Source organism: Pseudomonas sp. B22129 (genome assembly GCF_044218875.1).
Taxonomy (GTDB): Bacteria; Pseudomonadota; Gammaproteobacteria; order Pseudomonadales; family Pseudomonadaceae; genus Aquipseudomonas.
Map to the genome: position 1 here is coordinate 2,381,532 of NZ_CP162592.1, position 24,214 is coordinate 2,405,745.

Annotated in this window: 18 protein-coding genes; 5 read left to right on the forward strand and 13 right to left on the reverse strand. The window is 59.5% G+C overall.

Going from position 1 to position 24,214, the window contains the following annotated elements:
- Window positions 1-128 precede the first annotated feature (128 nt).
- From rbfA to AB4P94_RS10865, 5 genes are all read left to right on the forward strand, one after another.
- Complete coding sequence (rbfA, locus tag AB4P94_RS10845; RefSeq protein ID WP_003176137.1) at window positions 129-524, forward strand: 30S ribosome-binding factor RbfA; 396 nt, start codon at window positions 129-131, stop codon at window positions 522-524.
- Between the two features lie 3 nt (window positions 525-527).
- Window positions 528-1,445 carry a tRNA pseudouridine(55) synthase TruB gene (gene truB, locus AB4P94_RS10850; RefSeq protein ID WP_017139248.1) on the forward strand — a complete coding sequence of 306 codons (918 nt, stop codon included), beginning with the start codon at window positions 528-530 and terminating at the stop codon, window positions 1,443-1,445.
- A gap of 115 nt (window positions 1,446-1,560) precedes the next feature.
- On the forward strand, window positions 1,561-1,830 hold the full coding sequence (gene rpsO / locus AB4P94_RS10855; RefSeq protein ID WP_003177875.1) for a 30S ribosomal protein S15: 270 nt from the start codon (window positions 1,561-1,563) through the stop codon (window positions 1,828-1,830).
- Between the two features lie 196 nt (window positions 1,831-2,026).
- Window positions 2,027-4,132 carry a polyribonucleotide nucleotidyltransferase gene (gene pnp, locus AB4P94_RS10860; protein WP_395610515.1) on the forward strand — a complete coding sequence of 702 codons (2,106 nt, stop codon included), beginning with the start codon at window positions 2,027-2,029 and terminating at the stop codon, window positions 4,130-4,132.
- Between the two features lie 294 nt (window positions 4,133-4,426).
- Complete coding sequence (locus tag AB4P94_RS10865; RefSeq protein WP_395610516.1) at window positions 4,427-5,026, forward strand: BON domain-containing protein; 600 nt, start codon at window positions 4,427-4,429, stop codon at window positions 5,024-5,026.
- A 291-nt stretch (window positions 5,027-5,317) separates the two neighbouring features.
- Here the strand turns inward: AB4P94_RS10865 and AB4P94_RS10870 are convergent, their stop codons facing one another.
- The 13 genes from AB4P94_RS10870 to dksA all read right to left on the reverse strand — a co-directional run bounded on the left by AB4P94_RS10870 (window position 5,318) and on the right by dksA (window position 24,076).
- Complete coding sequence (locus AB4P94_RS10870; RefSeq protein WP_395610517.1) at window positions 5,318-8,251, reverse strand: DUF748 domain-containing protein; 2,934 nt, start codon at window positions 8,249-8,251, stop codon at window positions 5,318-5,320.
- Window positions 8,252-8,338: 87 nt separating this feature from the next.
- Window positions 8,339-9,355 carry a class I SAM-dependent rRNA methyltransferase gene (locus tag AB4P94_RS10875; RefSeq protein ID WP_395610518.1) on the reverse strand — a complete coding sequence of 339 codons (1,017 nt, stop codon included), beginning with the start codon at window positions 9,353-9,355 and terminating at the stop codon, window positions 8,339-8,341.
- 111 nt (window positions 9,356-9,466) lie between these two features.
- A complete protein-coding gene (acs, locus tag AB4P94_RS10880; protein WP_395610519.1) occupies window positions 9,467-11,404 on the reverse strand; it encodes an acetate--CoA ligase in 1,938 nt (645 codons plus the stop codon).
- A gap of 104 nt (window positions 11,405-11,508) precedes the next feature.
- Window positions 11,509-13,173: a glucose-6-phosphate isomerase gene (gene pgi / locus AB4P94_RS10885; protein ID WP_395610520.1), complete on the reverse strand. Its 1,665-nt coding sequence runs from the start codon at window positions 13,171-13,173 to the stop codon at window positions 11,509-11,511.
- 240 nt (window positions 13,174-13,413) lie between these two features.
- On the reverse strand, window positions 13,414-14,265 hold the full coding sequence (gene panC, locus AB4P94_RS10890; protein WP_395610521.1) for a pantoate--beta-alanine ligase: 852 nt from the start codon (window positions 14,263-14,265) through the stop codon (window positions 13,414-13,416).
- Complete coding sequence (panB, locus tag AB4P94_RS10895) at window positions 14,262-15,062, reverse strand: 3-methyl-2-oxobutanoate hydroxymethyltransferase (protein WP_395610522.1); 801 nt, start codon at window positions 15,060-15,062, stop codon at window positions 14,262-14,264. Before panB ends, panC begins: the two co-directional genes overlap by 4 nt.
- Window positions 15,063-15,431: 369 nt before the next feature.
- Window positions 15,432-15,917 (reverse strand): 2-amino-4-hydroxy-6-hydroxymethyldihydropteridine diphosphokinase, encoded by a 486-nt coding sequence (folK, locus tag AB4P94_RS10900; RefSeq protein ID WP_395610523.1) that lies wholly within the window; start codon window positions 15,915-15,917, stop codon window positions 15,432-15,434.
- Window positions 15,918-15,919: 2 nt separating this feature from the next.
- A complete protein-coding gene (locus tag AB4P94_RS10905) occupies window positions 15,920-17,323 on the reverse strand; it encodes a polynucleotide adenylyltransferase PcnB (RefSeq protein WP_395610524.1) in 1,404 nt (467 codons plus the stop codon).
- Window positions 17,324-18,033: 710 nt separating this feature from the next.
- Window positions 18,034-19,464: a sigma-54-dependent transcriptional regulator gene (locus AB4P94_RS10910; protein WP_395610525.1), complete on the reverse strand. Its 1,431-nt coding sequence runs from the start codon at window positions 19,462-19,464 to the stop codon at window positions 18,034-18,036.
- A gap of 22 nt (window positions 19,465-19,486) precedes the next feature.
- Window positions 19,487-22,441, reverse strand: coding sequence for a sensor histidine kinase (locus AB4P94_RS10915; RefSeq protein ID WP_395610526.1), 2,955 nt, complete (start codon window positions 22,439-22,441; stop codon window positions 19,487-19,489).
- Window positions 22,425-22,601 (reverse strand): hypothetical protein, encoded by a 177-nt coding sequence (locus AB4P94_RS10920; RefSeq protein WP_003176118.1) that lies wholly within the window; start codon window positions 22,599-22,601, stop codon window positions 22,425-22,427. Before AB4P94_RS10920 ends, AB4P94_RS10915 begins: the two co-directional genes overlap by 17 nt.
- Window positions 22,602-22,663: 62 nt before the next feature.
- Window positions 22,664-23,551 (reverse strand): tRNA glutamyl-Q(34) synthetase GluQRS, encoded by an 888-nt coding sequence (gluQRS, locus tag AB4P94_RS10925; RefSeq protein WP_395610527.1) that lies wholly within the window; start codon window positions 23,549-23,551, stop codon window positions 22,664-22,666.
- Between the two features lie 84 nt (window positions 23,552-23,635).
- Entirely contained in the window at window positions 23,636-24,076 is a 441-nt protein-coding gene (dksA, locus tag AB4P94_RS10930) for an RNA polymerase-binding protein DksA (protein WP_026083092.1), read from the reverse strand.
- Window positions 24,077-24,214: the final 138 nt, after the last annotated feature.

Sequence of the window (24,214 nt, forward strand, 5' to 3'; positions counted from 1 at the left end):
GGCATGCAAATGCCCCGCGCAGCGTACGGACTCTAAACGCAACGCCCGGTCTGGCTTTTGTCAGGCCGGGCGTTTGCCGCTTTCAGACCCCACGGGTTTCACCGTGTGGCAGTAACAGGTAACAAGACATGGCAAAAGAATACAGCCGTACCCAGCGTATCGGCGATCAGATGCAGCGCGAGCTGGCCCAACTGATCCGTCGCGAAGTCAAAGACCCCCGTGTTGGCCTGGTCACCATCACCGCCGTTGAAGTGAGCCGTGACGTGGGTCACGCCAAGATCTTCATCACCGTGATGGGTCAGGACAACAGCGAAGAAATTGCACAAAGCATCAAGGTGCTTAACTCCGCCGCTGGTTTCCTGCGTATGCAGTTGGCCCGCGAAATGAAGCTGCGCAGTGTTCCTCAGTTGCACTTCCACTACGACGAAAGTGTCGTGCGTGGTGCGCACCTGTCGGCATTGATCGAGCGCGCCGTGGCTGAAGACAGCCAGCACCCGTCCACACCTGAAGACGCCAAGGAGTAAGCGGTGGCTCAGGTCAAACGTATTCGTCGCAATGTCAGCGGCATCATTCTGCTCGACAAGCCCATTGGCTTTACCTCCAATGCCGCGTTGCAGAAGGTCCGCTGGCTGCTCAATGCCGAAAAGGCAGGGCACACCGGCAGTCTCGATCCATTGGCTACTGGCGTGTTGCCACTGTGCTTTGGCGAGGCCACCAAGTTCTCGCAATACCTGCTCGATTCCGACAAGGGTTATGAAACCCTGATGCAATTGGGCAAGACCACCACCACGGCCGACGCCGAAGGTGATGTTCTGCAGGTTCGTGACGTGACCGTTGGTCGTGCTGACATCGAAGCTGTTTTACCCGCTTTTCGTGGGCAAATCAGTCAGATACCGCCGATGTACTCGGCACTCAAGCGTGATGGCCAGCCTCTTTACAAGTTGGCACGTGCGGGCGAAGTAGTGGAGCGTGAACCGCGTTCTGTTACTATTGCGCGGCTTGAATTGCTCGCCAGTGAGGGCGACACGGCCCGATTGTCGGTGGACTGCAGCAAAGGCACCTATATTCGTACCCTGGTGGAGGATATCGGTGAGCAATTGGGCTGTGGCGCATACGTTGCAGAGCTGCGACGTACTCAAGCCGGACCTTTCACCCTGGCCCAGACGGTCACGCTGGAAGAGTTGGAAGCGGTACATGCCGAAGGCGGCAACGAAGCAGTGGATCGCTTCTTGATGCCATCGGACAGCGGTTTGCTGGATTGGCCATTGCTGCACTTCTCGGAGCACAGCGCGTTCTACTGGCTCAACGGCCAGCCGGTACGTGCCCCGGACGCTCCGAAGTTCGGCATGGTGCGGGTACAGGATCACAATGGTCGCTTCATCGGTATCGGTGAAGTGAGCGAAGACGGGCGCATCGCGCCGCGTCGGCTGATTCGGTCAGAATGACCGAACGAGTGTGGCTGTTAACAGGCACGGTCAACACTCATTTTTAGATACAGGGATTTGTCCCTGGCCTGTTGAAACCGCCCTTTGGGTGGTTTCCTGAAAAAAGGATTGCCTCATGGCTCTCGACGTTCAAGAAAAAGCACAAATCGTTGCTGACTATCAGCAAGCTGTTGGTGACACTGGTTCGCCAGAAGTGCAAGTTGCACTGCTGACCCACAACATCAACAAGCTGCAAGGTCACTTCAAGGCCAACGGTAAAGATCACCACTCCCGTCGTGGTCTGATCCGCATGGTAAACCAGCGTCGTAAGCTGCTGGACTACCTGAAAGGCAAGGATCTGGGTCGTTATCAGACTCTGATCGGTCGCCTGGGTCTGCGTCGCTAATAAGCGATTGCGCTAGAGGTTGGTTGTCTGCCGTGTGTCAGTGGGATTCCCGCTGGCTCATGGTAGGCTCCCAGCCTCAAGTTTTATCTGGATACACGTTTTACCCCTGGACCTGGTTCGGGCCGATTCCCGACATTGCCCAAGAATTTCGCAAGAAGACAAGTTCCCCCAAGAGCCACAAAGAAGGTAGGACACCGTGAACCCGGTTATCAAAAAATTCCAGTTCGGTCAGTCGACCGTTACCCTCGAGACAGGCCGTATCGCCCGTCAAGCCTCCGGCGCAGTGCTGGTTACCGTTGACGACGACGTTACCGTTCTGGTGACCGTGGTTGGCGCCAAGACCGCTGACCCAAGCAAAGGCTTTTTTCCACTGTCCGTTCACTACCAGGAAAAGACTTACGCTGCCGGTAAGATCCCTGGCGGTTTCTTCAAGCGCGAAGGCCGTCCTTCCGAGAAAGAAACCCTGACTTCCCGACTGATCGACCGTCCGATCCGTCCGCTGTTCCCAGAAGGCTTCATGAACGAAGTGCAGGTTGTCTGCACCGTCGTTTCCACCAGCAAGAAGACCGATCCGGACATCGCTGCGATGATCGGTACCTCGGCTGCCCTGGCCATCTCCGGCATTCCTTTCGATGGCCCGATCGGCGCTGCCCGTGTTGCGTTCCACGAAAGCACCGGCTACCTGCTGAATCCGACTTACGAGCAACAGAAAGCATCGAGCCTGGACATGGTCGTTGCCGGTACTTCGGAAGCCGTGCTGATGGTTGAATCGGAAGCCAAAGAGCTGACCGAAGACCAGATGCTGGGCGCGGTACTGTTTGCTCACGACGAGTTCCAGGTTGTGATCAACGCTGTTAAAGAATTGGCGGCCGAAGCGGCCAAGCCAACCTGGGCCTGGGCTCCACAAGCTGAAGCCACCGAACTGCTGGGCGCTATCCGCTCCGAGTTCGGCGCTGCCATCTCCGACGCCTACACCATCACCGTCAAGGCCGACCGTTACGCTCGCCTGGGTGAGCTGAAGGATCAGGTTGTCGCCAAGCTGTCCGGTGAAGAAGGTCAGCCTTCTTCCAGCGAAGTCAAAGCGGCTTTCGGCGAAATCGAATACCGCACCGTTCGCGAAAACATTGTTAACGGCAAGCCACGTATCGACGGTCGCGACACCCGTACCGTACGCCCGCTGAACATCGAAGTCGGCGTGCTGCCGAAGACTCACGGTTCGGCATTGTTCACCCGTGGTGAAACCCAGGCTCTGGTCGTTGCAACGCTGGGCACCGCCCGCGATGCACAACTGCTGGACACCCTGGAAGGCGAGAAAAAAGACCCGTTCATGCTGCACTACAACTTCCCTCCGTTCTCGGTAGGTGAGTGTGGCCGCATGGGTGGCGCTGGTCGTCGCGAAATCGGTCACGGCCGTCTGGCCCGCCGCTCGGTTGCAGCCATGCTGCCTGCCGCCGACGTGTTCCCGTACACCATCCGTGTCGTGTCGGAAATCACCGAGTCCAACGGTTCCAGCTCCATGGCTTCCGTTTGCGGTGCTTCCCTGGCACTGATGGACGCTGGTGTGCCGATGAAGGCGCCCGTTGCCGGTATCGCCATGGGCCTGGTTAAAGAAGGCGAGAAGTTCGCCATCCTGACCGACATCCTGGGCGACGAAGATCACTTGGGCGACATGGACTTCAAAGTAGCCGGTACCTCTAAAGGTGTTACCGCGCTGCAGATGGACATCAAGATCAAGGGCATCACCGAAGAGATCATGGAGATCGCCCTGGGCCAAGCCCTGGAAGCGCGCCTGAACATCCTCGGTCAGATGAACCAGATCATTGGTCAGTCCCGCACCGAGCTGTCGGAAAACGCTCCGACCATGATCGCGATGAAAATCGACACCGACAAAATCCGTGATGTTATCGGTAAAGGTGGCGCGACCATCCGTGCGATCTGCGAAGAAACCAAGGCTTCGATCGACATCGAAGACGACGGTTCGATCAAGATCTTCGGCGAAACCAAGGAAGCGGCTGAAGCTGCACGTCAGCGCGTCCTGGGCATCACCGCTGAAGCCGAGATCGGCAAGATCTACGTCGGTAAGGTTGAGCGCATCGTCGACTTCGGCGCATTCGTCAACATCCTGCCGGGCAAAGACGGTCTGGTGCACATCTCCATGCTGAGCGACGCTCGTGTTGAGAAAGTGACCGACATTCTGAAAGAAGGCCAGGAAGTGGAAGTGCTGGTACTGGACGTGGACAACCGCGGCCGTATCAAGCTGTCCATCAAGGACGTTGCAGCAGCCAAGGCTTCGGGCGTTTAATCACCCCGGGCTTCAAGCTGAAAAAAGGACTCTTCGGAGTCCTTTTTTTGTGGGCGCAGGAAAGTGCCGAAAAATCATGCGTTTAATGAAAGTCAAAAGCCGCAACTTGCATGCAGGCACGATGGGGTTCATGCAAGTTGCACGATTCCGAAAATTGGGTGTTTTTATAACTCGTTGTTTTATAAGAATTTAATCTGTGTGCGAGACTTGGCACACTGCCTGCAATAACCCTGTTAACGCTGCAGCATCAAGGTCCACACGCTGCAGACTTTTTATAAAACAGGAGTTACTCGTATGAAGAAGTTCGCTCTCGCTACTGCTACCGCTCTGACTCTGGCCATGGGTGCTAACGTAGCCTTTGCTCAGACTTCCCAAGCCCCTATGACGTTGGCGGCAGGTGAAGCTACCAAGGCTAAGGAAAGTGTTTCGGATACCTGGATCACCACCAAGGTTAAATCCGACCTGCTGACCGAGAAGGGCATTCCTGGTTCGGACATCAAGGTTGAAACCAACAAAGGTGTGGTTTCCCTGTCCTCTACAGTTGCTATCTCTGACTCGCAGAAAGCCACTGCCGTAGCGATCACCAAGAAAATCAAAGGCGTAACCGCTGTTTCGGCTGACGGCCTGTTGGCCGGTGGCGCAGTTAAAGCTGACAATATCGACAAAACCAAAGATGCCACTTCCGATACCTGGATCACCACCAAAGTGAAGGCTGACCTGGTAACCGAGAAAGGCATTCCTGGCACCGATATCAAAGTCGAAACCAACAAAGGTGTGGTTTCCCTGTCCTCGTCTGTTGCAGTAACCGAAGCACAGAAAACGACTGCGGTGAACATCACCAAGAAGATCAAAGGCGTTAAAGCTGTATCGGCCGACGGCCTGAAAGCGCAGTAACGCTCCACGTTTCGTCTGAACTGGACGGCGGCGGCTTAGGGTGAGTTAGATATCCACCCGATGCACCTCTGGAGTTCATGCGACCGACCACATGGATGTGGTCATTACAGGCCCCGGCACTTGTGTCGGGGCCTGTTCTATTGTGGCTGTAGAAGTTTTCAGGCGTATGAGCAGCAAATGTGGGAGCGGGCTTGCTCGCGAATGCGCAGGGTCAGTTAACAAATGCGTCGACTGATTCACCGCTTTCGCGAGCAAGCCCGCTCCCACAGTTTGAGTTGTGTCGCTTAAGGGTTACTCCGCATCCAGATGCATCGGTGTCACCACTCGGCCATCTTTCTCCGCCTGCCCCAGGTTGGCGTCAATGAAATATACCCGGTCGTCTTCCAGCTGCCCTTTATCCACCAGGTAATCCTTGATGGCGCTGGCGCGGTCCTGGCCCAACTGGCGCAGCAAGACGTCACTGGCGCCCCAGAATTTGATCAAGCCATCACGCAGCTTCGCCGTGCGGTCGTCGCTACTCAGATCTTTCCATTCGGCCGGCGGCTGTTGTTTCAGACGGGTTCGGTAGATGCCTTCGAGCAAAGGCGCTTTTTCCTTCTCAGGAACCACCAGCAACGATGCCTGGGCCGGAACCTTGTCACCACGGCGCTGAAGGATCTTGTAGTAGTTGTACTGGTATTCACGTTCCAGACGTTCAGCGGCTATGAACGGGCCGTCGCTGCTCGCAGCCGCCGTGCCTTCGATTTCCAGGCGCAGGGTAGGGCGCTCTTTGAGTGCCTTGGCCAGGGTGTTCAGGGCGCCTTCAGCGTCCTTGTTCAACTCGCTGGAACCTGCCGCGAAGGACACGTTGCCCAAGTCTTCCGAACCCCCGCCGGTAATCAGCCCGCCAATGAACTTGAAGGGCGCCGTTGCCGCGCGCACCACCAGGTTACGCAGGGTTTGCCACACAATCGGCATCACGCTGAATTGTGGGTTGTTCAGGTCACCGGTCACCGGCAGCTCGATGGAGATCTTGCCGTCAGTGTCCTTGAGCAACGCGATTGCCAGGCGAATCGGCAAGTCCACGGCATCGGCGCTGTCGACTTTCTCACCCAGTTGCAGTTGTTCAACCACCACTTTGTTCTCGGCCTTCAGTTGGCCTTTGGTGATCACGTAGTGCAGGTCGAGGTTGAGACGACCCTTGCGGATGCGGAAGCCGGCAAATTTGCCCGAGTACGGCGTCAGTGTCGTCAACTCGACCCGTTTGAAGCTGGTGGCGATATCCAGCGCCGCCATCGGGTCGAACGGGTTCACACTGCCTTTGATGGTCACCGGCGCGTAGCGATCCACCTTGCCTTTGATGTCGACGCTGGCTGGTTTGGCCTGGCGACTGTCAATGGTGCCGATCTGCCCGTTGAGCTGTTGAATCGCGGTGGCGAAGTTGGGCGTAAGGCTGAAGTCGGCAAAGTTGGCCGAGCCGTCGTTGATCGCAATCTGACCGATATGAATGCCTAGCGGCTTGTCTTTGCTCGCCGCAGGCTTGGCGGCCGATTTGGCACCACTGTCGGCGGGTTGAGGAATCAGCAGGTCATCGACGTTGGTGGTGCGGTCATCGTTGATCATGAAGCGTGCATACGGCTGCAGAAGGTTGACCTTGTCGATCGACAGGCTGTCGCCATGTTGATAATTCAAGCCCTCGAGTACCAGACGCTGCCATTTGAGAAAGTCGCGGGTCTTGAGGGTGTCCAGCGTGTGCAACTGGTCAACCTGAGCACGGCCGGTCACTTGAAGCGCCAGGGGCTCGGTACTTTTCAGGTTAACGTCCAGGTTGCTGCCGAGCATGCCGCTGCGCAGTTCCAGGCGAATAAACGGGCTGATGTAGGCCTGGGCAACCCGCAGGTCGATGTCCTGAGTGTTCACTTTCAGTTTGGCGCTGACCGGGTTGAGGTTGACCTCGCCGGTTGCCTGGATCTTGCCCTGTTTGCCCAGGCCGGTATCAACCTTCAGCGTGAAGGGGTTGCCGTTGAGGCTGTCGAAGTTCTGCACGTCAACGTTCAGCGGGCCCAGTTCCAGCGCAACCTCGGGTTTGACCTGACGGTCGGCCAGGTGCACTTGATAGTTGCGCAGTTGCACATCCTTGAGCAGCACTTGCCAGGGCTTGCTCGGCGCCGCAGGCTCTGCCTTGGGCGAGTCCGCGGTGGCAGGCGCCGTGGCGGGCTCTGGCTTCTTGGCCGGTTTACCGGGCTGGCTGGCAAACAACTTCTGCCAATCCAACTGGCCATCGGCTTCACGGGCGGCCCAGGTTTCCAGCTTGTTGCTGCGAATCTTGCCGACCACCACTTGCTGCTTGGCCAGGTCTACCGTGGTGTCGCTGACGTCCAAGCGCTCCAGGCGTACCAACGGCCGGCCGTCCGGCGCCTTGATGGCAAACGGCGCGATGCTGGCGGTGGTGTCTGTCAGGTTCAGCTCGGTTTCTTTGGCCAGGCTGAATTTATAGCGGGTGCTGAAATTCAGCGCGCCGTCTTCCAGCACCAGTGGCAGTGCGTCGCGCACATACGGCCACCAGGCTTTCATCTTGCCGTCGGTGACTTTCAGCGTGCCCTCGGAGGTGATTGGCACCAGGCTGAAATTACCTTTCCAGTCGATCTGGCCACCCGCAGGACCAGCGGCCACCAGGGTCATATCGGCGTTGTCTTGCGGCAAGGTACTGAGGTTTTTCAGCTCGAAGTCGAGTTTGTCGTAGAGAAATTCAATGGGTTCGTTGGGACGCAGGTCCTGGAAGTGCACATAGCCGCCGGCCAGCTTGATGCTGTCGATGCGCAGCGGGAACGGTTTGGCATCCGGGTCGGCCGGGGTCGGTTCGCTCGGTGGCAGTTTGAACAACTGCGCCAGGTTCAACTGGCCGGATTTGTCGAACAGCACTTCGGTCTTGGGCTGATCCAGTTGCACGTCAGCCAGGTGCAGGGCGCGGGTCCAGAGGCTGTCGATCTGCAGGTTGGCGTAGAGGCGCTCGAAACCGACTTGTTCCTTGCCGGGTTCACCGATCTTCAGGCCCCACAGTGTCACTTCAAGGCTGAACGGGTTGAGCTCGATACGCTCGATGCGCGCCGGCGTTGTGGCGTAATTGGCCAACTGCTGGTTGGCAATGCGAAGGGCGATGCCGGGCAAAATCAGGAAGCCCAGCAAGCTGTACAGGGCTAGAGCAGTCAACAAGGCGCCGATGGCGCGAATCAATCCTTTGGGCATGGGTGACGCCATCTATGTCGAACGAGAGTGCCTTGGAGTATGGCACGGGTTTTCGGTTCCGAAGAACCCGGCCTTTCGAGACAAGTCTTACAGCTGCAGGATCAGGGTCTTCAACGGTGGCTGTTGGTCCTGTGAAGGGAAGTCCGCCCCCGGCGTCATGATCTGCCAGTCGCGTACCGGGCGGCCGGCTTTTTCGGCACAGCGCAGTACCTGATCACGCCAGTCATCCATGCTGACTTTTGCCAGGTTGTTGCAGCAAATAAGTACGCCATTATCGGCAGTGGCCAGCAGCGCGGGCTTGAGCAGGCTTTGGTAATCACGCAGCAGGTCGACGGTACCGAATGCGCTCTTGGCCCAGGCCGGCGGGTCAAGCAACACCAGGTCATATTGGCGCTGTTCAAGGCGCGGATAGCTCGGCAGTTTCTGGCCGCGACGCTGGGTGATCGGCAGGCCTGCCAGTTGGCGAATTGCCGGGAAGTAGTCGGACTGCACGAACTCCATCGTCGGTAATTGCGGGTTCAGTTGGCCATTTTCGCGACCGACTGCCAGGTTGCCTTCGGCAAAATCCAGGTTACACACTTCACGAGCCCCCCCGGCGGCGGCGCTCAGGCCCACGCCACAGGTGTAAGCGAACAGGTTCAGCACGCTTTTACCCTCACTGTGCTCCTTGACCCAGCCGCGTGTATTGCGCAGGTCAAGAAACAGCAACGGGTCTTGCCCGGCGTGGCGCCCGCGCACCCGGTAATTGAGGCCCCATTCGTGGCCAACCAGGTCTTCCAGCGCCGCAGGCTCGGCGCGGTACACCGTATCCTCCCGGTCGATTCGCGAGTTGCCACGGGAGCGGTCGTTGTACACCAACAGCAATTCCAGGCCCATGAACTGGTTGATCAACTCATGCAGGTCCAGCAAGTCGGCGGTTTCCAGCGACTGGTGGAAGCTCTGCACCAGCAATTGCGGGCCGTAACGGTCGATGGTCAGGCCGCCGGCGCCTTCCTGGCTGCCATGGAACAGCCGGTAACAATCGGTGCCTTGGGCATGCAGCTCGTTGATCAGGTCCTGGCGGTAATCGAGGGCGGCGCGCAGCGCCTGATTCAAGGGGGACATGGAGCGCGCCTTACAGGGTAAATGGGGGCGCGGAGTTTAACAGCTATGGGCCGCTGGCTACATCCGCGCAAGCCAGTGCCCCCTGCCCAAAAGCCGGGGGCTTGCTGTAGGTCAACGGTTCAGGCGCTTGTCGATCAGGCCGTCTACCACGCTCGGGTCGGCCAGGGTCGAAGTGTCGCCAAGGCTGTCCAGTTCGTTGCAGGCGATCTTGCGCAAAATACGTCGCATGATCTTGCCCGAACGGGTTTTCGGCAGGGCGGGCGCCCATTGGATCAGCTCGGGTTTGGCGAAGCTGCCGATTTCCTTGCTGACCAGATCCAGCAGGTGTTTTTTCAACGCATCGCTGGGCTCGACGCCATTCATGGGGGTGACAAAAGCGTAGATGCCCTGGCCTTTGACGTCATGGGGGTAGCCGACCACGGCTGCTTCGGCCACCTGATCATGCAGCACCAACGCGCTTTCCACCTCGGCGGTGCCGATGCGGTGGCCGGACACGTTGATGACGTCATCAATGCGCCCGGTGATCCAGTAGTCGCCATCCTCATCACGCCGCGCGCCGTCGCCGGTGAAGTAATAGCCGGGATACGGTTTGAAATAGGTGTCGATCATGCGCTGCGGGTCGCCATAGACGCTGCGAATCTGCCCCGGCCAGCTGGCTTTGATCGCCAGCACCCCACTGCCGGCACCTTCGAGGACTTTGCCTTGCTCATCGAGCAGCACAGGCTGCACACCAAACATCGGCTGGGTCGCGCAGCCGGGTTTGATGCGTTGGGCGCTGACCAGCGGGCTGAGCATGATGCCGCCGGTTTCGGTTTGCCACCAGGTGTCGACAATCGGGCAGCGCTGTTCGCCGACGGCGTTGAAGTACCAGTCCCAGGCTTCCGGGTTGATCGGCTCGCCGACGCTGCCAAGCAGCCGCAGGCTGGCGCGGGAGGTGTTCTGCAGCGGGCCGTGGCCCTCGCGCATCAAGGCACGCAGGGCAGTGGGCGCGGTGTAGAAGATATTGACCTGATGTTTATCGATGACCTGCCAGAAGCGCGAGCTGTCCGGGTAGCTCGGCACGCCTTCAAACATCAGCGACGTCGCGCCATTGGCCAGCGGGCCGTAGACGATGTAGCTGTGGCCGGTGACCCAGCCCACGTCGGCGGTGCACCAGAACACTTCACCGTCGCGGTAGTCGAGCACGTATTTGAACGTCATCGCCGCTTGCAGCAGGTAACCGCCGGTGGTGTGCAGCACGCCCTTGGGTTTGCCGGTGCTGCCGGAGGTGTAGAGGATGAACAGCGGGTCTTCGGCGTCCATCGGCTCGGGCGGGCAGTTGTCGCTGGCGGCGTCCAGCGCTTGCTGGTACTTGAGGTCGCGGCCTTCGCTCCAGTTCACCGTGGCGCCGGTGCGTTCCACCACCAGCACGGTGCTGACGTTCGGGCAACTGGCCAGGGCCTTGTCGACATTTTGTTTCAAGGCCACCGGTTTGCCGCCGCGCACGCCTTCATCGGCGGTGATCACGGTGCGGCAGTCGGCGTCGAGAATACGGTCGCGCAAGGCGTCCGGCGAAAAGCCACCAAATACCACCGAATGCACGGCGCCAATCCGCGTGCAGGCCAGCATGGCGTAGGCCGCTTCCGGAATCATCGGCATATAAATGCACACCCGGTCGCCTTTTTTTACGCCACGGCTTTTCAGCACATTAGCGAGGCGGCTGACGTTTTGGTGAAGTTGGCGGTAGGTGATTGTGGAAGATTTTGTCGGATCATCGCCTTCCCAGATGAAGGCTGGCTGATCGGCGCGTTGCGCCAGGTGACGGTCGATGCAGTTGTAACTGACGTTCAGCTGGGCACCGGCAAACCATTGGGCGGCGCCTGTGCTGATATCCGACTGCTGGACGGTGTGCCAGGGTTTTATCCAATCGAGGAAATGCCTGGCCTGTTCGGCCCAGAAAGTGTCGGGTTGTTCGATGGATTGGCGATAGAGGCGCTGGTAGTCGTCTTGGCTGAGTTGCCCGGCCCGGCGCACGGCATCGGCGGTGGGGAATGTGCTGATATCGAACATGAGCGGTCCTTATTCTTGTTTTGGCGACAAGGCATAAAGATGCACGCAGTAGGGGGAGGGTTCAAGGCCAACGTCCAAACGGACGTTGGCCAAGGATTACTGGATCAGCCGCGGTGACGGCCGCGGAAGTAGTTGATCAGGCCTTGGGTCGAAGCGTCCTCGGCCGAGGTTTCTTCAGCGCCGGTCAGGCGGTTGTACACGCCTTTACCCAGCTCCTTGCCCAGCTCCACGCCCCACTGGTCGAAGGCGTTGATGCCCCAGATCACGCTCTGTACGAACACTTTGTGCTCATACATGGCAACCAGTGCGCCCAGGCGGCGCGGGCTGATGCGTTCGACCACGATGGTGTTGCTCGGACGGTTGCCCGGGATCACCTTGTGCGGCGCCAGCTTCTGCACTTCGGCTTCCGGCAGGCCCTTCTCACGCAGCTCGGCTTCGGCTTCGCTGCGGGTCTTGCCGAGCATCAGTGCCTGGCTTTGCGACAGGCAGTTGGCGTACAGCCACTGATGGTGGTCGGAGACCGGGTTGAAGCTGACGATCGGCACAATGAAGTCGGCCGGGATCAGTTGAGTCCCTTGGTGCAGCAGCTGGTGGTAGGCGTGCTGACCGTTGCAGCCCACGCCACCCCAGATCACCGGGCCGGTATCGGTGGCCACAGGCGTGCCGTCCTGGCGCACGCTCTTGCCGTTGGATTCCATGTCCAGCTGTTGCAAGTGTTTGGTGATGTTACGCAGGTAGTGGTCGTACGGCAGGATCGCGTGGCTCTGCGCGCCCCAGAAGTTGCCGTACCACACGCCCAGCAAGCCCAGCAGCACGGGCATGTTCTGCTCGAACGGCGCGTTCTGGAAATGCTGGTCCATGGTGTAGGCGCCGGACAGTAGCTCCTTGAAGTTGGACATGCCGATTGCCAGCGCGATTGGCAAACCAATGGCGGACCACAACGAGTAACGACCGCCGACCCAGTCCCACATCGGGAAGATGTTTTCTTCGCGGATGCCGAAGGCTACGGCTGCGGCGTTGTTGCTCGATACGGCGATAAAGTGGCGATACAGCTCGGCTTCCGACCCCCCCTGGGCCAGGTACCAAGCGCGGGCGGCCTGGGCGTTTTTCAAGGTTTCGAGGGTGTTGAAGGATTTGGACGAGACGATGAACAGCGTGGTCTCGGCGCGCAGCTTCATGGTCAGCTCGTGGAACTCGCTGCCGTCGATGTTCGCCAGGTAGTGGCAGCGCACGCCTTTATGGGCGTAGGACAATAGTGCTTCGGAGACCAGCTCCGGGCCGAGGAACGAGCCACCGATGCCGATGTTCACCACGTCAGTGATCGGCTTCTCGGTGTAGCCACGCCACAGGCCGTCGTGGATGCGGCCAACCAGATCAGTGATCTGGTTCAGCACCTTGTGCACGTCCGGCATGATGTTCACGCCGTTGACCGACAACTTGTCGCCTACCGGGCGGCGCAAGGCGGTGTGCAGCGCAGGGCGGCCTTCGGAGGAGTTGACTGGCTCGCCGGCATACAGCGAGTTGATCGCGTCTTTAAGCCCGACTTCGTTGGCCAGGCCGACCAGCAAGTTGCGGGTCTCGCCGGTGATCAGGTTTTTCGAGTAATCGAGGAAAAGCCCGCAGCTGCTCAGGGTAAATTGGGAAAAGCGCTGGGGATCGGCATTGAATGCTTCGCGCATGCTGAAATCCTGCATGGCTTGGCGGTGTTGATTGAGCGCTTGCCAGGCGGGCAGAGCGGTAACGTCATGAGGAGTGCGGTAGTACGCCATCGCTGCGGGTTTCCTTTTATTACGGGGACTGCCTTTAGGACACTTCAAAGTCCGGAACGTCCAGTCTTTCAGCAAGCTTGGGTTCCAGACAGCGCTAACCAAGAGCGCAGGGCGATTACATTAAACCTAGCGTGTCGATATGTCTTGGCTTTGTCTGCGCTGTAGCCGGTACTTTTTTATACCGGTACAGCAGGCAGGGCAACAAGCGCGCTGTTTTAAAGCAGCAAAAGGCGGGAATGGTCAGGCCAGGTTCAGGTGCAGGTTATCGATCAAACGGGTTGCGCCCAGGTAGGCCGCCACCAGGATCACCACATCACGGTCTTCAGGTGTGGCGGGGCGCAGGTGTACGCCCTGGCGCACTTCCAGGTAGTCCAGGCGCAAGCCGGCGGCTTCGATCTGGCGGATGTGTTCGGAGCGCAACCTGGCGAAATCGTGGTCACCGCCTTTGATCGCGTCGGCTATCTGGCTGAGGCTGCGGTACAGCGCAGGAGCGATGGCGCGCTGTTCCTCGGTGAGGTAACCGTTGCGTGACGACAGCGCCAGGCCGTCGTCGGCACGCACGGTCGGCTCGCCAATGATCTGGATCGGCATGTTCAGGTCATGGACCATGGCGCGAATCACTGCCAGTTGCTGGTAGTCCTTCTGGCCAAACACGGCCATGTCCGGCTGGACCATGTTGAACAACTTGCTCACTACCGTGGCCACGCCCTCGAAGTGCCCGGGGCGGCTGGCGCCGCACAGGCCTTCGGACAGCTGTGGAACGCTGACACGGGTCTGGCCGGTCATGCCACCGGGGTACATTTCCTCGACAGTGGGCGCGAACAGCAGGTTGCAGCCGGCTTGCAGGAGTTTCTCCTGATCGGCGGCCAGGGTGCGCGGGTATTTGTCCAGGTCTTCACCCGCGCCGAATTGCAGCGGGTTGACGAAGATGCTCGCCACTACAAAGTCCGCCTGTTGGGCAGCCTTGGTCACCAGCGTGGCGTGGCCGCTGTGCAGGTTGCCCATGGTGGGCACGAAGCCAATACGCTTGCCGGCGCTGCGGGCGTGGGTGACGGCAGCGCGCAGTTCTCGGACGGTTTTAACGGTGTTCATGCGGAGAATCCGTGTTCGGCGCCAGGGAAAGTAACGGCTTTGACTTCCGTGACGTACGCGCTCAGCGCTGCCTGGATGCTGTTCTGGCCTTCCATGAAGTTCTTCACGAACTTGGGCGCGCGGCCGGTCAGCGACAGGCCGAGCATGTCGTGCACCACCAACACTTGGCCGTCGGTGTCGGAGCCAGCGCCAATGCCGATCACGGGCACTTTGACCGCCTGGGTGATCTCGGCTGCCAGTTCGCTCGGCACGCACTCCAGCAGAATCATTGCGGCACCGGCCTGTTCCAGGGCGATGGCATCGGCACGCATCTGGCGCGCCTGGGCTTCGTTGCGGCCCTGAACCTTATAGCCACCGAGGATGTTCACCGACTGTGGCGTCAGGCCCATGTGCACGCACACCGGCACACCACGCTCGGCCAGCAGGCGAATCGAGTCGGCCAGCCATACGGCACCTTCGATCTTGACCATATGCGCACCGGCTTGCATCAGCTTGCCGGCGTTCTGGAAGGTTTGCTCGACGGTGGCGTAACCCATGAACGGCAGGTCGGCGATGATGAAGGCGCCATCGTTGCCGCGCTTGACGCTGGCGGTGTGGTAAGCGAGTTCATCCGTGGTTACAGGCAGGGTGCTGTCATTCCCTTGAAGAACCATGCCCAGGGAGTCGCCTACCAGCAACACTTCGACACCGGCCTGGCAACTGGCGTGGGCGAAGGTGGCGTCGTAGCAGGTCAGCATGGTGATTTTTTCACCTTTGAGCTTGAGGCTCTGCAAGGTGGTCAGGGTAATGTCTGGCATGAAAAGGGTCCTCAGTCAGGCGCTTGGAAACAGCGAGTAACGCGCGTGAGTCTTCGTTTATACAGGCGCACTGTCTTGAGAGCAGTGCTTATAAGGCCTGGATTGCGCCCTTTAGCGCCGGGTTGGCGGCAGCGGGACGCCTATAGTCGTGATGAGGACGAGGGAAGTCAATTGGATGTGTTACCGCATTGTTACGCGTGGGGTGTTACCGCTGTTACTGATGCGATTCAGCCTGTGAAACGCCATTCTTAAAGGTGCGTGAGATCAAGTGTGGGAGCGGGCTTGCTCGCGAATGCGATGTGTCAGTAAGCATCTAAGGTGGCTGGCCCACCGCATTCGCGAGCAAGCCCGCTCCCACAGGGGATCGCATCAAGCTGTGGAGATGCGTTCCAGGCCGACAAACGGGCACGCGTCCAAGAGTTCGCTGAGTGGTTTGCCGTCGGGCAGTGGCAGGTCGGCGGGTGCGAGCTCAGCCAGCGGATACAACACGAAAGCCCGCAGGTGCATCTGATAATGCGGCACCTTCAGGCGCGGCTCGTCGATCAGGCGATCGCCAAACAGCAGGATATCCAGGTCGAGCGTGCGCGGGCCCCAGCGCTCAAGGCGCTCGCGGCCCTGGTCGTTCTCGATGGCTTGCAGGGCATCGAGCAGGTCCAAAGGCGCGAGGTTGCTGTCCAGAGCCGCCACCGCGTTGGTGTAGCGCGGCTGGCCCGGTAGCAAAGAGTCACTTTGGTAAAACGCCGACACGCCGGCAAGCGTGGTGCCAGGTAATTGCGCCAACGCTGCGATGGCGTCGCGCAATTGCTGGTCCGGGGCAGCCAGGTTGCTGCCCATGCCGATGTAGATGCGTTCCACGTTTATTCGCCCACGGCGCCCGAGGCATCGGCGCTGCGCTTACGCTTGCTGCCGGAGCTGCGGCGACGCTTTTTCGGGCCTTCGCCGGCACCATCGCCTTTGCCACCCAGATCGCGAATCATGTCGCGGCGCTGGCTGTCATTGGCGTCCTGATAGTCGGTCCACCAGTCGCCCAAGCCGTCGGTCTGCTCGCCAGCGCTTTCGCGCAACAGCAGGAAGTCGTAGCCGGCGCGGAAACGCGGGTTGTCGAGCAACAGGTCGGCACGTTTGCCGCTGCGGCGTGGCAGGCGTTCCTGCATGTCCCAGATCTCGCGGATCGGCATGGTGAAGCGTTTTGGAATGGCGATGCGCTGGCACTGTTCGGCGATCAGCTCGTGCGCGGCTTCCTGCATGGCCGGAATCGGCGGCATGCCACGGTCTTGCAGGCGCAGTACGCGTTTGGGCAGAGCCGGCCACAACAGGGCGGCAAACAGGAACGCTGGGGTCACCGGTTTGTTCTGTTTGATGCGCAGGTCAGTGTTGATCAACGCTTCGCTGATCAGGGTGTGGGTGTACGTCGGGTTGTATTCCAGTGCCTCGGCGCTGGCCGGGAACAGTGGGTCGAACAGCTGCAGATCGACGAGCATCTCGAACGTGTCAGCGGCGTAACCCGAAAGGAACAACTTGAGCACTTCTTCGAACAGGCGTGCCGACGGGATTTCCCGGAGCATCGGTGCCAGCTCGCGAATCGGCGCGGCAGTGTGTTTCTCGATGCCGAAGTTCAGCTTGGCGGCAAACCGCACCGCGCGCAGCATGCGCACCGGGTCTTCCTGGTAGCGCTGCGTCGAGTCACCGATCAGGCGGATCAGGTTGTTGCGAATGTCGTGTACGCCATTGGCGTAATCAAGAATGCGCTCGCTGACCGGGTCGTAATACAGGGCGTTGATGGTGAAGTCGCGGCGTTGCGCGTCTTCTTCCAGCGTGCCGTAAACGTTGTCACGCAGGATACGGCCGCTCTCGTTGCGGGAAGACTGATTGGTGTCTTCCTCTTCATCGTTTTGCGGGTGGCCTGCGCGGAAGGTCGCGACTTCAATGATTTCGCGACCAAAGTGGATATGCACCAGCTTGAAGCGGCGGCCGATGATCCGCGCGTTGCGGAATTCGGCGCGCACTTGTTCAGGCGTGGCGCTGGTGGCGACGTCGAAATCCTTCGGCGTGATATTGAGCAACATGTCACGTACACACCCGCCCACCAGATAAGCCTGGTAGCCGGCGTTCTGCAAACGTTCGACGATGTTCACCGCATAACGGCTGAATTGAGCGCGCTGCAATGAATGCTGATTGCTGTTAAGCACTTCAGGCGTGCTGCGAATGTGTTGCGTACGACGCAAGGGAGAACGGAATGACTGGAACAACTTCTTCAGCATGGGATGCACTGTTTGAAGGAATGTTCGGCCATAACGAAGAATGACCGCATGATGGGCGGGGATTCTAGCATTTAGTCGGGGGATGGTGTAGGAACAAGCTGCAGGCCTTGCGCCATAAGCCTTGAATCGATGAATGGCCGTGGCCAAACGGCGGAAACTACAAGGGGAGCCGAAGCTCCCCCAGAAGTAGTTGCGTGCTCTATTTTTATTATTGATTTCGGGCTTCTTGTTTTTGTTGATCGCCCTCGCCATGAAGCTTCACCTTCATGACACTCCCAATCGGGAGTCAAGAGCAAACGGATTGCTTTGGTCGCTGTGTTGCTGATCTACGATCCAACCAGTTCAGGCTCTGCCTTAGGGCAGTTTTTGTTGTTCTCGGCCTGGTTGCGGGGCAAGCCCCAAATGCAACGCCTCTCCAAAAGAATCAGTTAGCTGCGCCTCCGCCGTGTTGTTTTTGTTATGCGTGAGTCGATTCGTCTTATTTTTATTGTCTGGTACAAAGCTTGTTATTGTTTTTGTACTAAGCATATAGCAGGGTGCGTGCCAACTTTTGTACGGCCCAGCAAAAGCAGGGGTTTGGAGGGTTTTCAGCTTTCCTGAGCGCAAAAAAAGCCGGAGCTTCGTTACCGTAAACCCCGGCTTTTGTTACGTGAAAATTCAGCGGTAACAGTTTTTTCACATCTGAGGGTGTTACCTGTGGGGGCGCACCCTCAACTCTCGCTGGCTACCCCGGTCTTGCGCCGCGGAATACCCAGGCGCTGGCGCCGCTCCCACAGGCACTTGCGGCTCACGCCAAGCTTGCGCGCCAGCTCGGTCTCGGTCATATGGTCCTGATGTTCGAGGACGAAATGCTGGAAGTAGTCTTCCAATGACAAATCTTCCGTCGGCTCATGGCTGGTATTGCTGCCACCACTCTGTTGTGGGGCCAGCCCGATGAAGTCGTCGTCTTCCAGATCGCTCAGTTCGATATCGATACCCAGCAACTCAGCGGAGATTTCCGGGCTTTCCGACAGAATCACCGCGCGCTCAACGGCGTTCTCCAACTCCCGCACGTTACCCGGCCATGAGTAGTGTCGAATCGCCTGCTCGGCGTCCGGGGCAAATTTCAGGTCGGTGCGGTTGATACGCGCGCTCTGACGCAGCAGGAACGCGCTGGCGATCTCGTTGACGTCGGCGCCACGCTCGCGCAGGGCCGGCAACTTAAGGGCGATCACGTGGAGGCGGTAATACAAGTCTTCACGGAATTGGCCGATTTTGGCCAGGCTCTTGAGGTCCCGGTGGGTGGCCGCGATCAGGCGCACATCGACCTTCTGCGACTGCACGGAGCCGACACGGCGAATCTCGCCTTCCTGAAGCACGCGCAGCAGACGCGCCTGGGCTTCCAGGGGCAACTCGCCGATTTCGTCGAGGAACAAGGTGCCGCCGTCCGCCGCTTCCACCAGGCCCGCACGCCCGGCACTGGCGCCGGTAAACGCGCCTTTTTCGTGGCCGAACAACTCGGACTCGATCAGGGATTCAGGGATGGCGGCGCAGTTCACCGAAATCATCGGCGCCTTGGCGCGTTTGGACAGGTTGTGCAGGGCGCGGGCGACCAGTTCCTTACCGGTGCCCGATTCGCCCTGGATCAATACATTGGAGTCAGTCGGCGCGACTTTGCGGATCTTGCTGTACAGGTCCTGCATCGGTGGGCAGGAGCCGATAATGCCGATCTCGCCATTGCTGTTGTCGACACCCGGCTTGTCGGCGGCCTTGCCGACAGGGCGTTGCTCGGCAGGCGTACTGCCAGCCGACTGACGGTCACGCAGGATACGGGCCACGGCCTGAAGCATTTCGTCGTGGTCGAAAGGCTTGGCGATGTAGTCCACCGCGCCCATCTTCATCGAGTCCACCGCCGAACGCAGGCTGGCGTAGCTGGTCATGATCAGCACCGGGGTGCCCTGGCCAAGCTTGATCAGCTCGGTGCCCGGCGCGCCTGGCAGGCGCAGGTCGCTGACAATCAGGTCGAACGTGGGAATGCTGAAACGCTCCTGGGCTTCCTGCACCGAGCCGGCTTCGCTGACCTGGTACTGATTACGTTCAAGCAGGCGACGCAAGGCAGAGCGGATAATGGTTTCGTCTTCGACGATCAAAATGTGCGGCATTGATTCAATTCTCTCGACGGTCTCAGTTCACAGCGGACGTCGCTTCGACATGACGCGGCAAGGTCACCCGGATACGGGTGCCGCGTTGGCTTTCAAGGTCAGCCGGGCTGTCGATGGTGATTTGTCCATAATGCTCTTCAACGATGGAATAGACCAGTGCAAGGCCCAGACCGGTACCTTCACCCGGATCCTTGGTGGTGAAGAAAGGTTCGAACAATCGGTCCATGATGTTCTGTGGAATACCACTGCCTTCGTCTTCGACGATCAGATCGACCGTGTGCTCGAAAGCCTCGCTCTTGACGCGTACCGCACTGCCGGCCGGTGTCGCGTCACGGGCGTTTGACAGCAGGTTGATCAGCACCTGCGCCAAGCGTTGGGAGTCGCCGTCAACCCAATGGTCCGGGTCGCACAGGTTGAAAAACTGTACTTCGAAATTACGCCGGTTCAAGGCCAGCAGCCCAATGGCATCCTGCGCCACTTCGGCCAGGCACACGGCTTCGTCCTGATTCTGATGGGCGCCCGCGTGGGCAAAGCTCATCAGCGACTGCACGATGCGCGACACGCGCTTGGTCTGCTCAAGAATCTGCCCGCTGATCTCGGTGATTTCGTCGTCTTCCTCGCGCTCTTCGCGCAGGTTTTGCGCCAGGCACGCGATACCGGTGATCGGATTGCCGATTTCGTGGGCCACGCCGGCTGCCAGTCGACCAATGCTGGCCAGGCGCTCGGAGTGCACCAGTTTGTCTTCGAGCATTTGGGTTTCGGTGAGGTCTTCCACCAGCAACACCAGGCCGCTGTTACCGGGCGCCAGGGGCTCGTCGATGGCGGCTTTGTGCAAGTTAAGCCAGCGAGTCTGGCCATCGAGGGCCAGATGTTGTTTGTGCAAGTGCTCGTCGGGCAGGTTGATGAAGCCTTGCAGCAGTTCTTTCCACGGCTCGCCCAAGGTATTCAAGCGTGAGCCCACCACCCGCTGCGCGGCGATGCCGGTGAGTTCTTCCATGGCCTTGTTCCACATCAGGATCTCTTGATCCTTGGCCAGGGAACACACGCCCATCGGCAGTTCCTGCAAGGTCTGGCGATGGTAGCGGCGCAGGGCATCGAGCTCGGCGGCGAGGCCGGTGAGGCGCGAGTGGTAATCCTCCAGCCGGCTCTCGATGAAGTGAATGTCTTCAGTCACATAGTTTTCACCGCCGGCCTTGTAAGGCAGGAAGGTTTCCACCATGTCCTGGGACACGCTCGGGCCCATCAGGCCGGACAGGTTGGCTTCGATACGGTCGCGCAAGCGGCGCAGCGCGTAGGGGCGGCGCTCGTCGAATGGCAGGTAAAGATCGCGCAGTGCTTGTTCGACTTCCTTTTGCGCCGCTTTCGCACCCAGGGGCTTGGCCAGTTGTGTGGCGAACTCCTGAGGCGACGCCGCGTGCAGCTCGCGGCGTTGCGGGCGGCGTACGTTGTCCACGGCGCAGGCTTCGGCGGCGCTGGTTTCCTCAGGGCTGGCGTTGGTGAACAGCGAGATCAGGGTGAACATCAATACGTTGGCCGCCAGGGATGCGATCGCCGCCATGTGCCAGCTGGTATCGTCCAGCACGTAAATCATGTTGAGCAACGGGATGTAGAAGCCCTGCAGGTTGCCGACTAACGGCAGCAGCATGGTGACGATCCATACCAGGATTCCCGCCAGCAACCCGGCGATAAAGCCACGGCGATTGGCCGTCGGCCAGTACAGCACCGACAACACGCCTGGCAGGAACTGCAACGTGGCGACGAATGCGACGATGCCGAGGTTGGCCAGGTCTTGCCCGGCGCCCAGCAACAGATAGAAGCCGTAGCCTGCCATGATGATCGCGACGATCAGTGCGCGGCGCGTCCATTTCAGCCAGCGGTAGATATTGCCCTCAGCCGGTGGTTGGTACAGCGGCAGCACCAGGTGGTTGAGCGCCATGCCCGACAGGGCCAGGGTGGTCACGATGATCAACCCGCTCGCCGCCGACAAACCGCCCACGTAGGCGAGCATCGCCAGTGCCGGGCTATTCGCCGCAATACCGATGCCGAGGGTGAAGTATTCGGGGTTGGTGGTAGCACCGAGTTTCAAGCCTGCCCACAGGATCAGCGGCACCGCCAGGCTCATCAACAGCAGGAACAGTGGCAAGCCCCAGCTGGCGCTGACCAGTGAACGCGGGTTGAGGTTCTCGGTGAAGGTCATGTGGTACATGTGCGGCATCACGATCGCCGAGGCGAAGAACACCAGCAGCAATGTGCGCCACGGGCCTTCTTGCAGCGGCGTGTGCAAGGCAGCGAGGGCGGTCTGGTTTTGCAGCAGCCACAGTTCCAGCTGTTGCGGGCCGTCGAATACACCATAGAGCGCATACAAGCCGACGCCGCCGATAGCGATCAGTTTGATCACCGACTCAAAGGCAATCGCAAAGACCAGGCCTTCGTGTTTTTCGCGGGTGGCGATATGGCGTGAGCCGAAAAAAATCGTGAACAGTGTGATCAGTGCGCAGAAGGCCAGGGCTACGCGATGTTGCACGGGCTCGCGGGTCAGGATGCTGATGGAGTCGGCTACGGCCTGGATTTGCAAGGCCAGCAACGGCAGCACGCCGATCAGCATGAAAATGGTGGTCAGCGCGCCGGCCCAGGTGCTGCGAAAGCGGAAGGCAAACAAGTCCGCGAGGGACGACAACTGATAGGTGCGGGTGATTTTCAGGATCGGGTAGAGCAACACCGGCGCGAGCAGGAATGCACCGGAAACACCGAGGTAGCTGGAGAGAAAACCATAGCCATACTGGTAGGCCAGGCCCACGGTTCCGTAAAACGCCCACGCACTGGCATAAACGCCCAGGGACAAGGTGTAGGTCAACGGATGGCGAATGATCGCCCGCGGAATCATTCCGCGCTCACTGATCCAGGCGACGCCGAACAACGCCGCCAGGTAGGCGGCGCTGATCAGCAGCATCTGGGTGAGGCTAAAGCTCATCGGCATCTTTTTGGCTCTGCAGGATGAAGGTCACGACGATCAATATCAGCCACAGCAGATACGGGCGGTACCAGGCGCCCGTGGCGTCGATCCACCAATCCATGATGGCAGGGGAAAACAGGTAGATCCCGACGACCAGCAGCAGGACCAATCGATAGATGTACATGTTGGCCTCTGTGTAAAAACGTGCGGCGATGGTAACGGATGGTGGCCAAGCTGCAAGCGCCTTCAGCTCAATTGCGCTTCGGCCAGCGTGAGTGTGCGCGGGATCTTGCCGGCATCCCAGTGCCGGATGCCCCAATCCAGCAGTTCCCGTGGGCTGGCGTGCAGCAATTCATCACCGGATTGCTGGCCGAGGGCGCGCAATGCCCTCACCAGCAAAGGCGTGGCTTGGTCCGGTGTCAACGGCGGGGAGCGGTAGGACTTGCCCAGCTTGTTGCCGTCCGGCTGGATGATCAGCGGTACATGCAGGTAGCGCGGTTGGCGCAGGCCCAGCAGTTCCTGTAAATACAGCTGGCGCGCAGTGGAGTCGAGCAGGTCGGCGCCGCGTACGATGTCGGTGACGCCTTGCCAGGCATCGTCGAGCACCACCGCGAGTTGATAGGCATACAGGCCGTCGCGGCGACGGATGATGAAATCGCCTGATTCGCGGCCCAAGTGTTGTCGGAATTCGCCTTGTACGCGGTCGGTGAAGTGGTACTCAAGCTCCGGGACACGCAAACGAATGGCTGCGTCCTGCTGGTCGTGACCGGCATTGCGGCACAGCCCGGGGTAAATCCCGTTGTAGGCTTCCAGTTGTTTGCGCGAGCAGGTACAGGCGTAGGCCAGGCCGTGGTTGAACAGGTCGTTCAGCACTTTGGCGTAGGCTTCATGCCGTTCGCTTTGTCGGACCAGTTCGCCGTCCCACTCAAAACCATAGCTTTCCAGGGCGTGCAGAATCGCCGCCTGGGCGCCGGGTTCTTCACGGGGTGGGTCAAGGTCTTCCATGCGCATCAACCAGCGGCCGTGATTGGCGCGGGCATCAAGGTAGGAGGCGAGGGCGGCAACCAGCGAGCCAAAATGCAAATGGCCGCTGGGCGTAGGGGCGAAACGCCCTATATAGGTAGAAGCTGTCATGGGCCGGATACTACTGGAAAAACGGCAAACGCCAGAAACAAAAATGGGGCGTTTTCACGCCCCATTCGTTCAGTTCGGTAGAGATTACTTACCGACCTGTTTTTCCTTGATTTCAGCCAAGGTCTTGCAGTCTACGCAGAGGTCCGCAGTGGGGCGGGCTTCCAGGCGACGGATACCGATCTCGACGCCGCAGGATTCGCACCAGCCGTATTCTTCGTCTTCGATCAGTTGCAGCGTTTTGTCGATTTTCTTGATGAGCTTGCGTTCACGATCACGGGCGCGCAGTTCGAGGGCGAATTCCTCTTCCTGGCTGGCACGGTCTGCCGGGTCCGGGAAGTTGGCGGCTTCGTCCTTCATGTGGTCAACCGTACGGTCGACTTCCTGCATCAAGTCCTGCTTCCACTTTTGCAGGATCTTGGTGAAGTGCTGGCGCATGGGCTTGCCCATGTACTCCTCACCCTTCGCTTCGACGTAAGGTGTGAAGCCACTGAGGCTCTGCTGCTGTTGCTTTGCTTGGGTGGACATGAATAGACCGCCTCTCACTCTTCTAATCCATTGCGCAGGATTGCAACGTCACCGACACCTGCCGGCCCTGCGGCTGCAAGCGGGCGAACTTACCAGATAGATTCGGGGTGCGCCACTCCCGGTTGTCGAGGGGCCATC

Bases quoted from the DNA above. Each gene is read 5' to 3' on its own strand.
- rbfA (WP_003176137.1), top strand. From the start codon at position 129: ATGGCAAAAGAATACAGCCGTACCCAGCGTATCGGCGATCAGATGCAG.
- rpsO (WP_003177875.1), top strand. From the start codon at position 1,561: ATGGCTCTCGACGTTCAAGAAAAAGCACAAATCGTTGCTGACTATCAG.
- AB4P94_RS10865 (WP_395610516.1), top strand. From the start codon at position 4,427: ATGAAGAAGTTCGCTCTCGCTACTGCTACCGCTCTGACTCTGGCCATG.
- AB4P94_RS10870 (WP_395610517.1), bottom strand. From the start codon at position 8,251: ATGCCCAAAGGATTGATTCGCGCCATCGGCGCCTTGTTGACTGCTCTA.
- AB4P94_RS10875 (WP_395610518.1), bottom strand. From the start codon at position 9,355: ATGTCCCCCTTGAATCAGGCGCTGCGCGCCGCCCTCGATTACCGCCAG.
- acs (WP_395610519.1), bottom strand. From the start codon at position 11,404: ATGTTCGATATCAGCACATTCCCCACCGCCGATGCCGTGCGCCGGGCC.
- pgi (WP_395610520.1), bottom strand. From the start codon at position 13,173: ATGGCGTACTACCGCACTCCTCATGACGTTACCGCTCTGCCCGCCTGG.
- panC (WP_395610521.1), bottom strand. From the start codon at position 14,265: ATGAACACCGTTAAAACCGTCCGAGAACTGCGCGCTGCCGTCACCCAC.
- panB (WP_395610522.1), bottom strand. From the start codon at position 15,062: ATGCCAGACATTACCCTGACCACCTTGCAGAGCCTCAAGCTCAAAGGT.
- AB4P94_RS10905 (WP_395610524.1), bottom strand. From the start codon at position 17,323: ATGCTGAAGAAGTTGTTCCAGTCATTCCGTTCTCCCTTGCGTCGTACG.
- AB4P94_RS10910 (WP_395610525.1), bottom strand. From the start codon at position 19,464: ATGCCGCACATTTTGATCGTCGAAGACGAAACCATTATCCGCTCTGCC.
- AB4P94_RS10915 (WP_395610526.1), bottom strand. From the start codon at position 22,441: ATGCCGATGAGCTTTAGCCTCACCCAGATGCTGCTGATCAGCGCCGCC.
- AB4P94_RS10920 (WP_003176118.1), bottom strand. From the start codon at position 22,601: ATGTACATCTATCGATTGGTCCTGCTGCTGGTCGTCGGGATCTACCTG.
- gluQRS (WP_395610527.1), bottom strand. From the start codon at position 23,551: ATGACAGCTTCTACCTATATAGGGCGTTTCGCCCCTACGCCCAGCGGC.
- dksA (WP_026083092.1), bottom strand. From the start codon at position 24,076: ATGTCCACCCAAGCAAAGCAACAGCAGCAGAGCCTCAGTGGCTTCACA.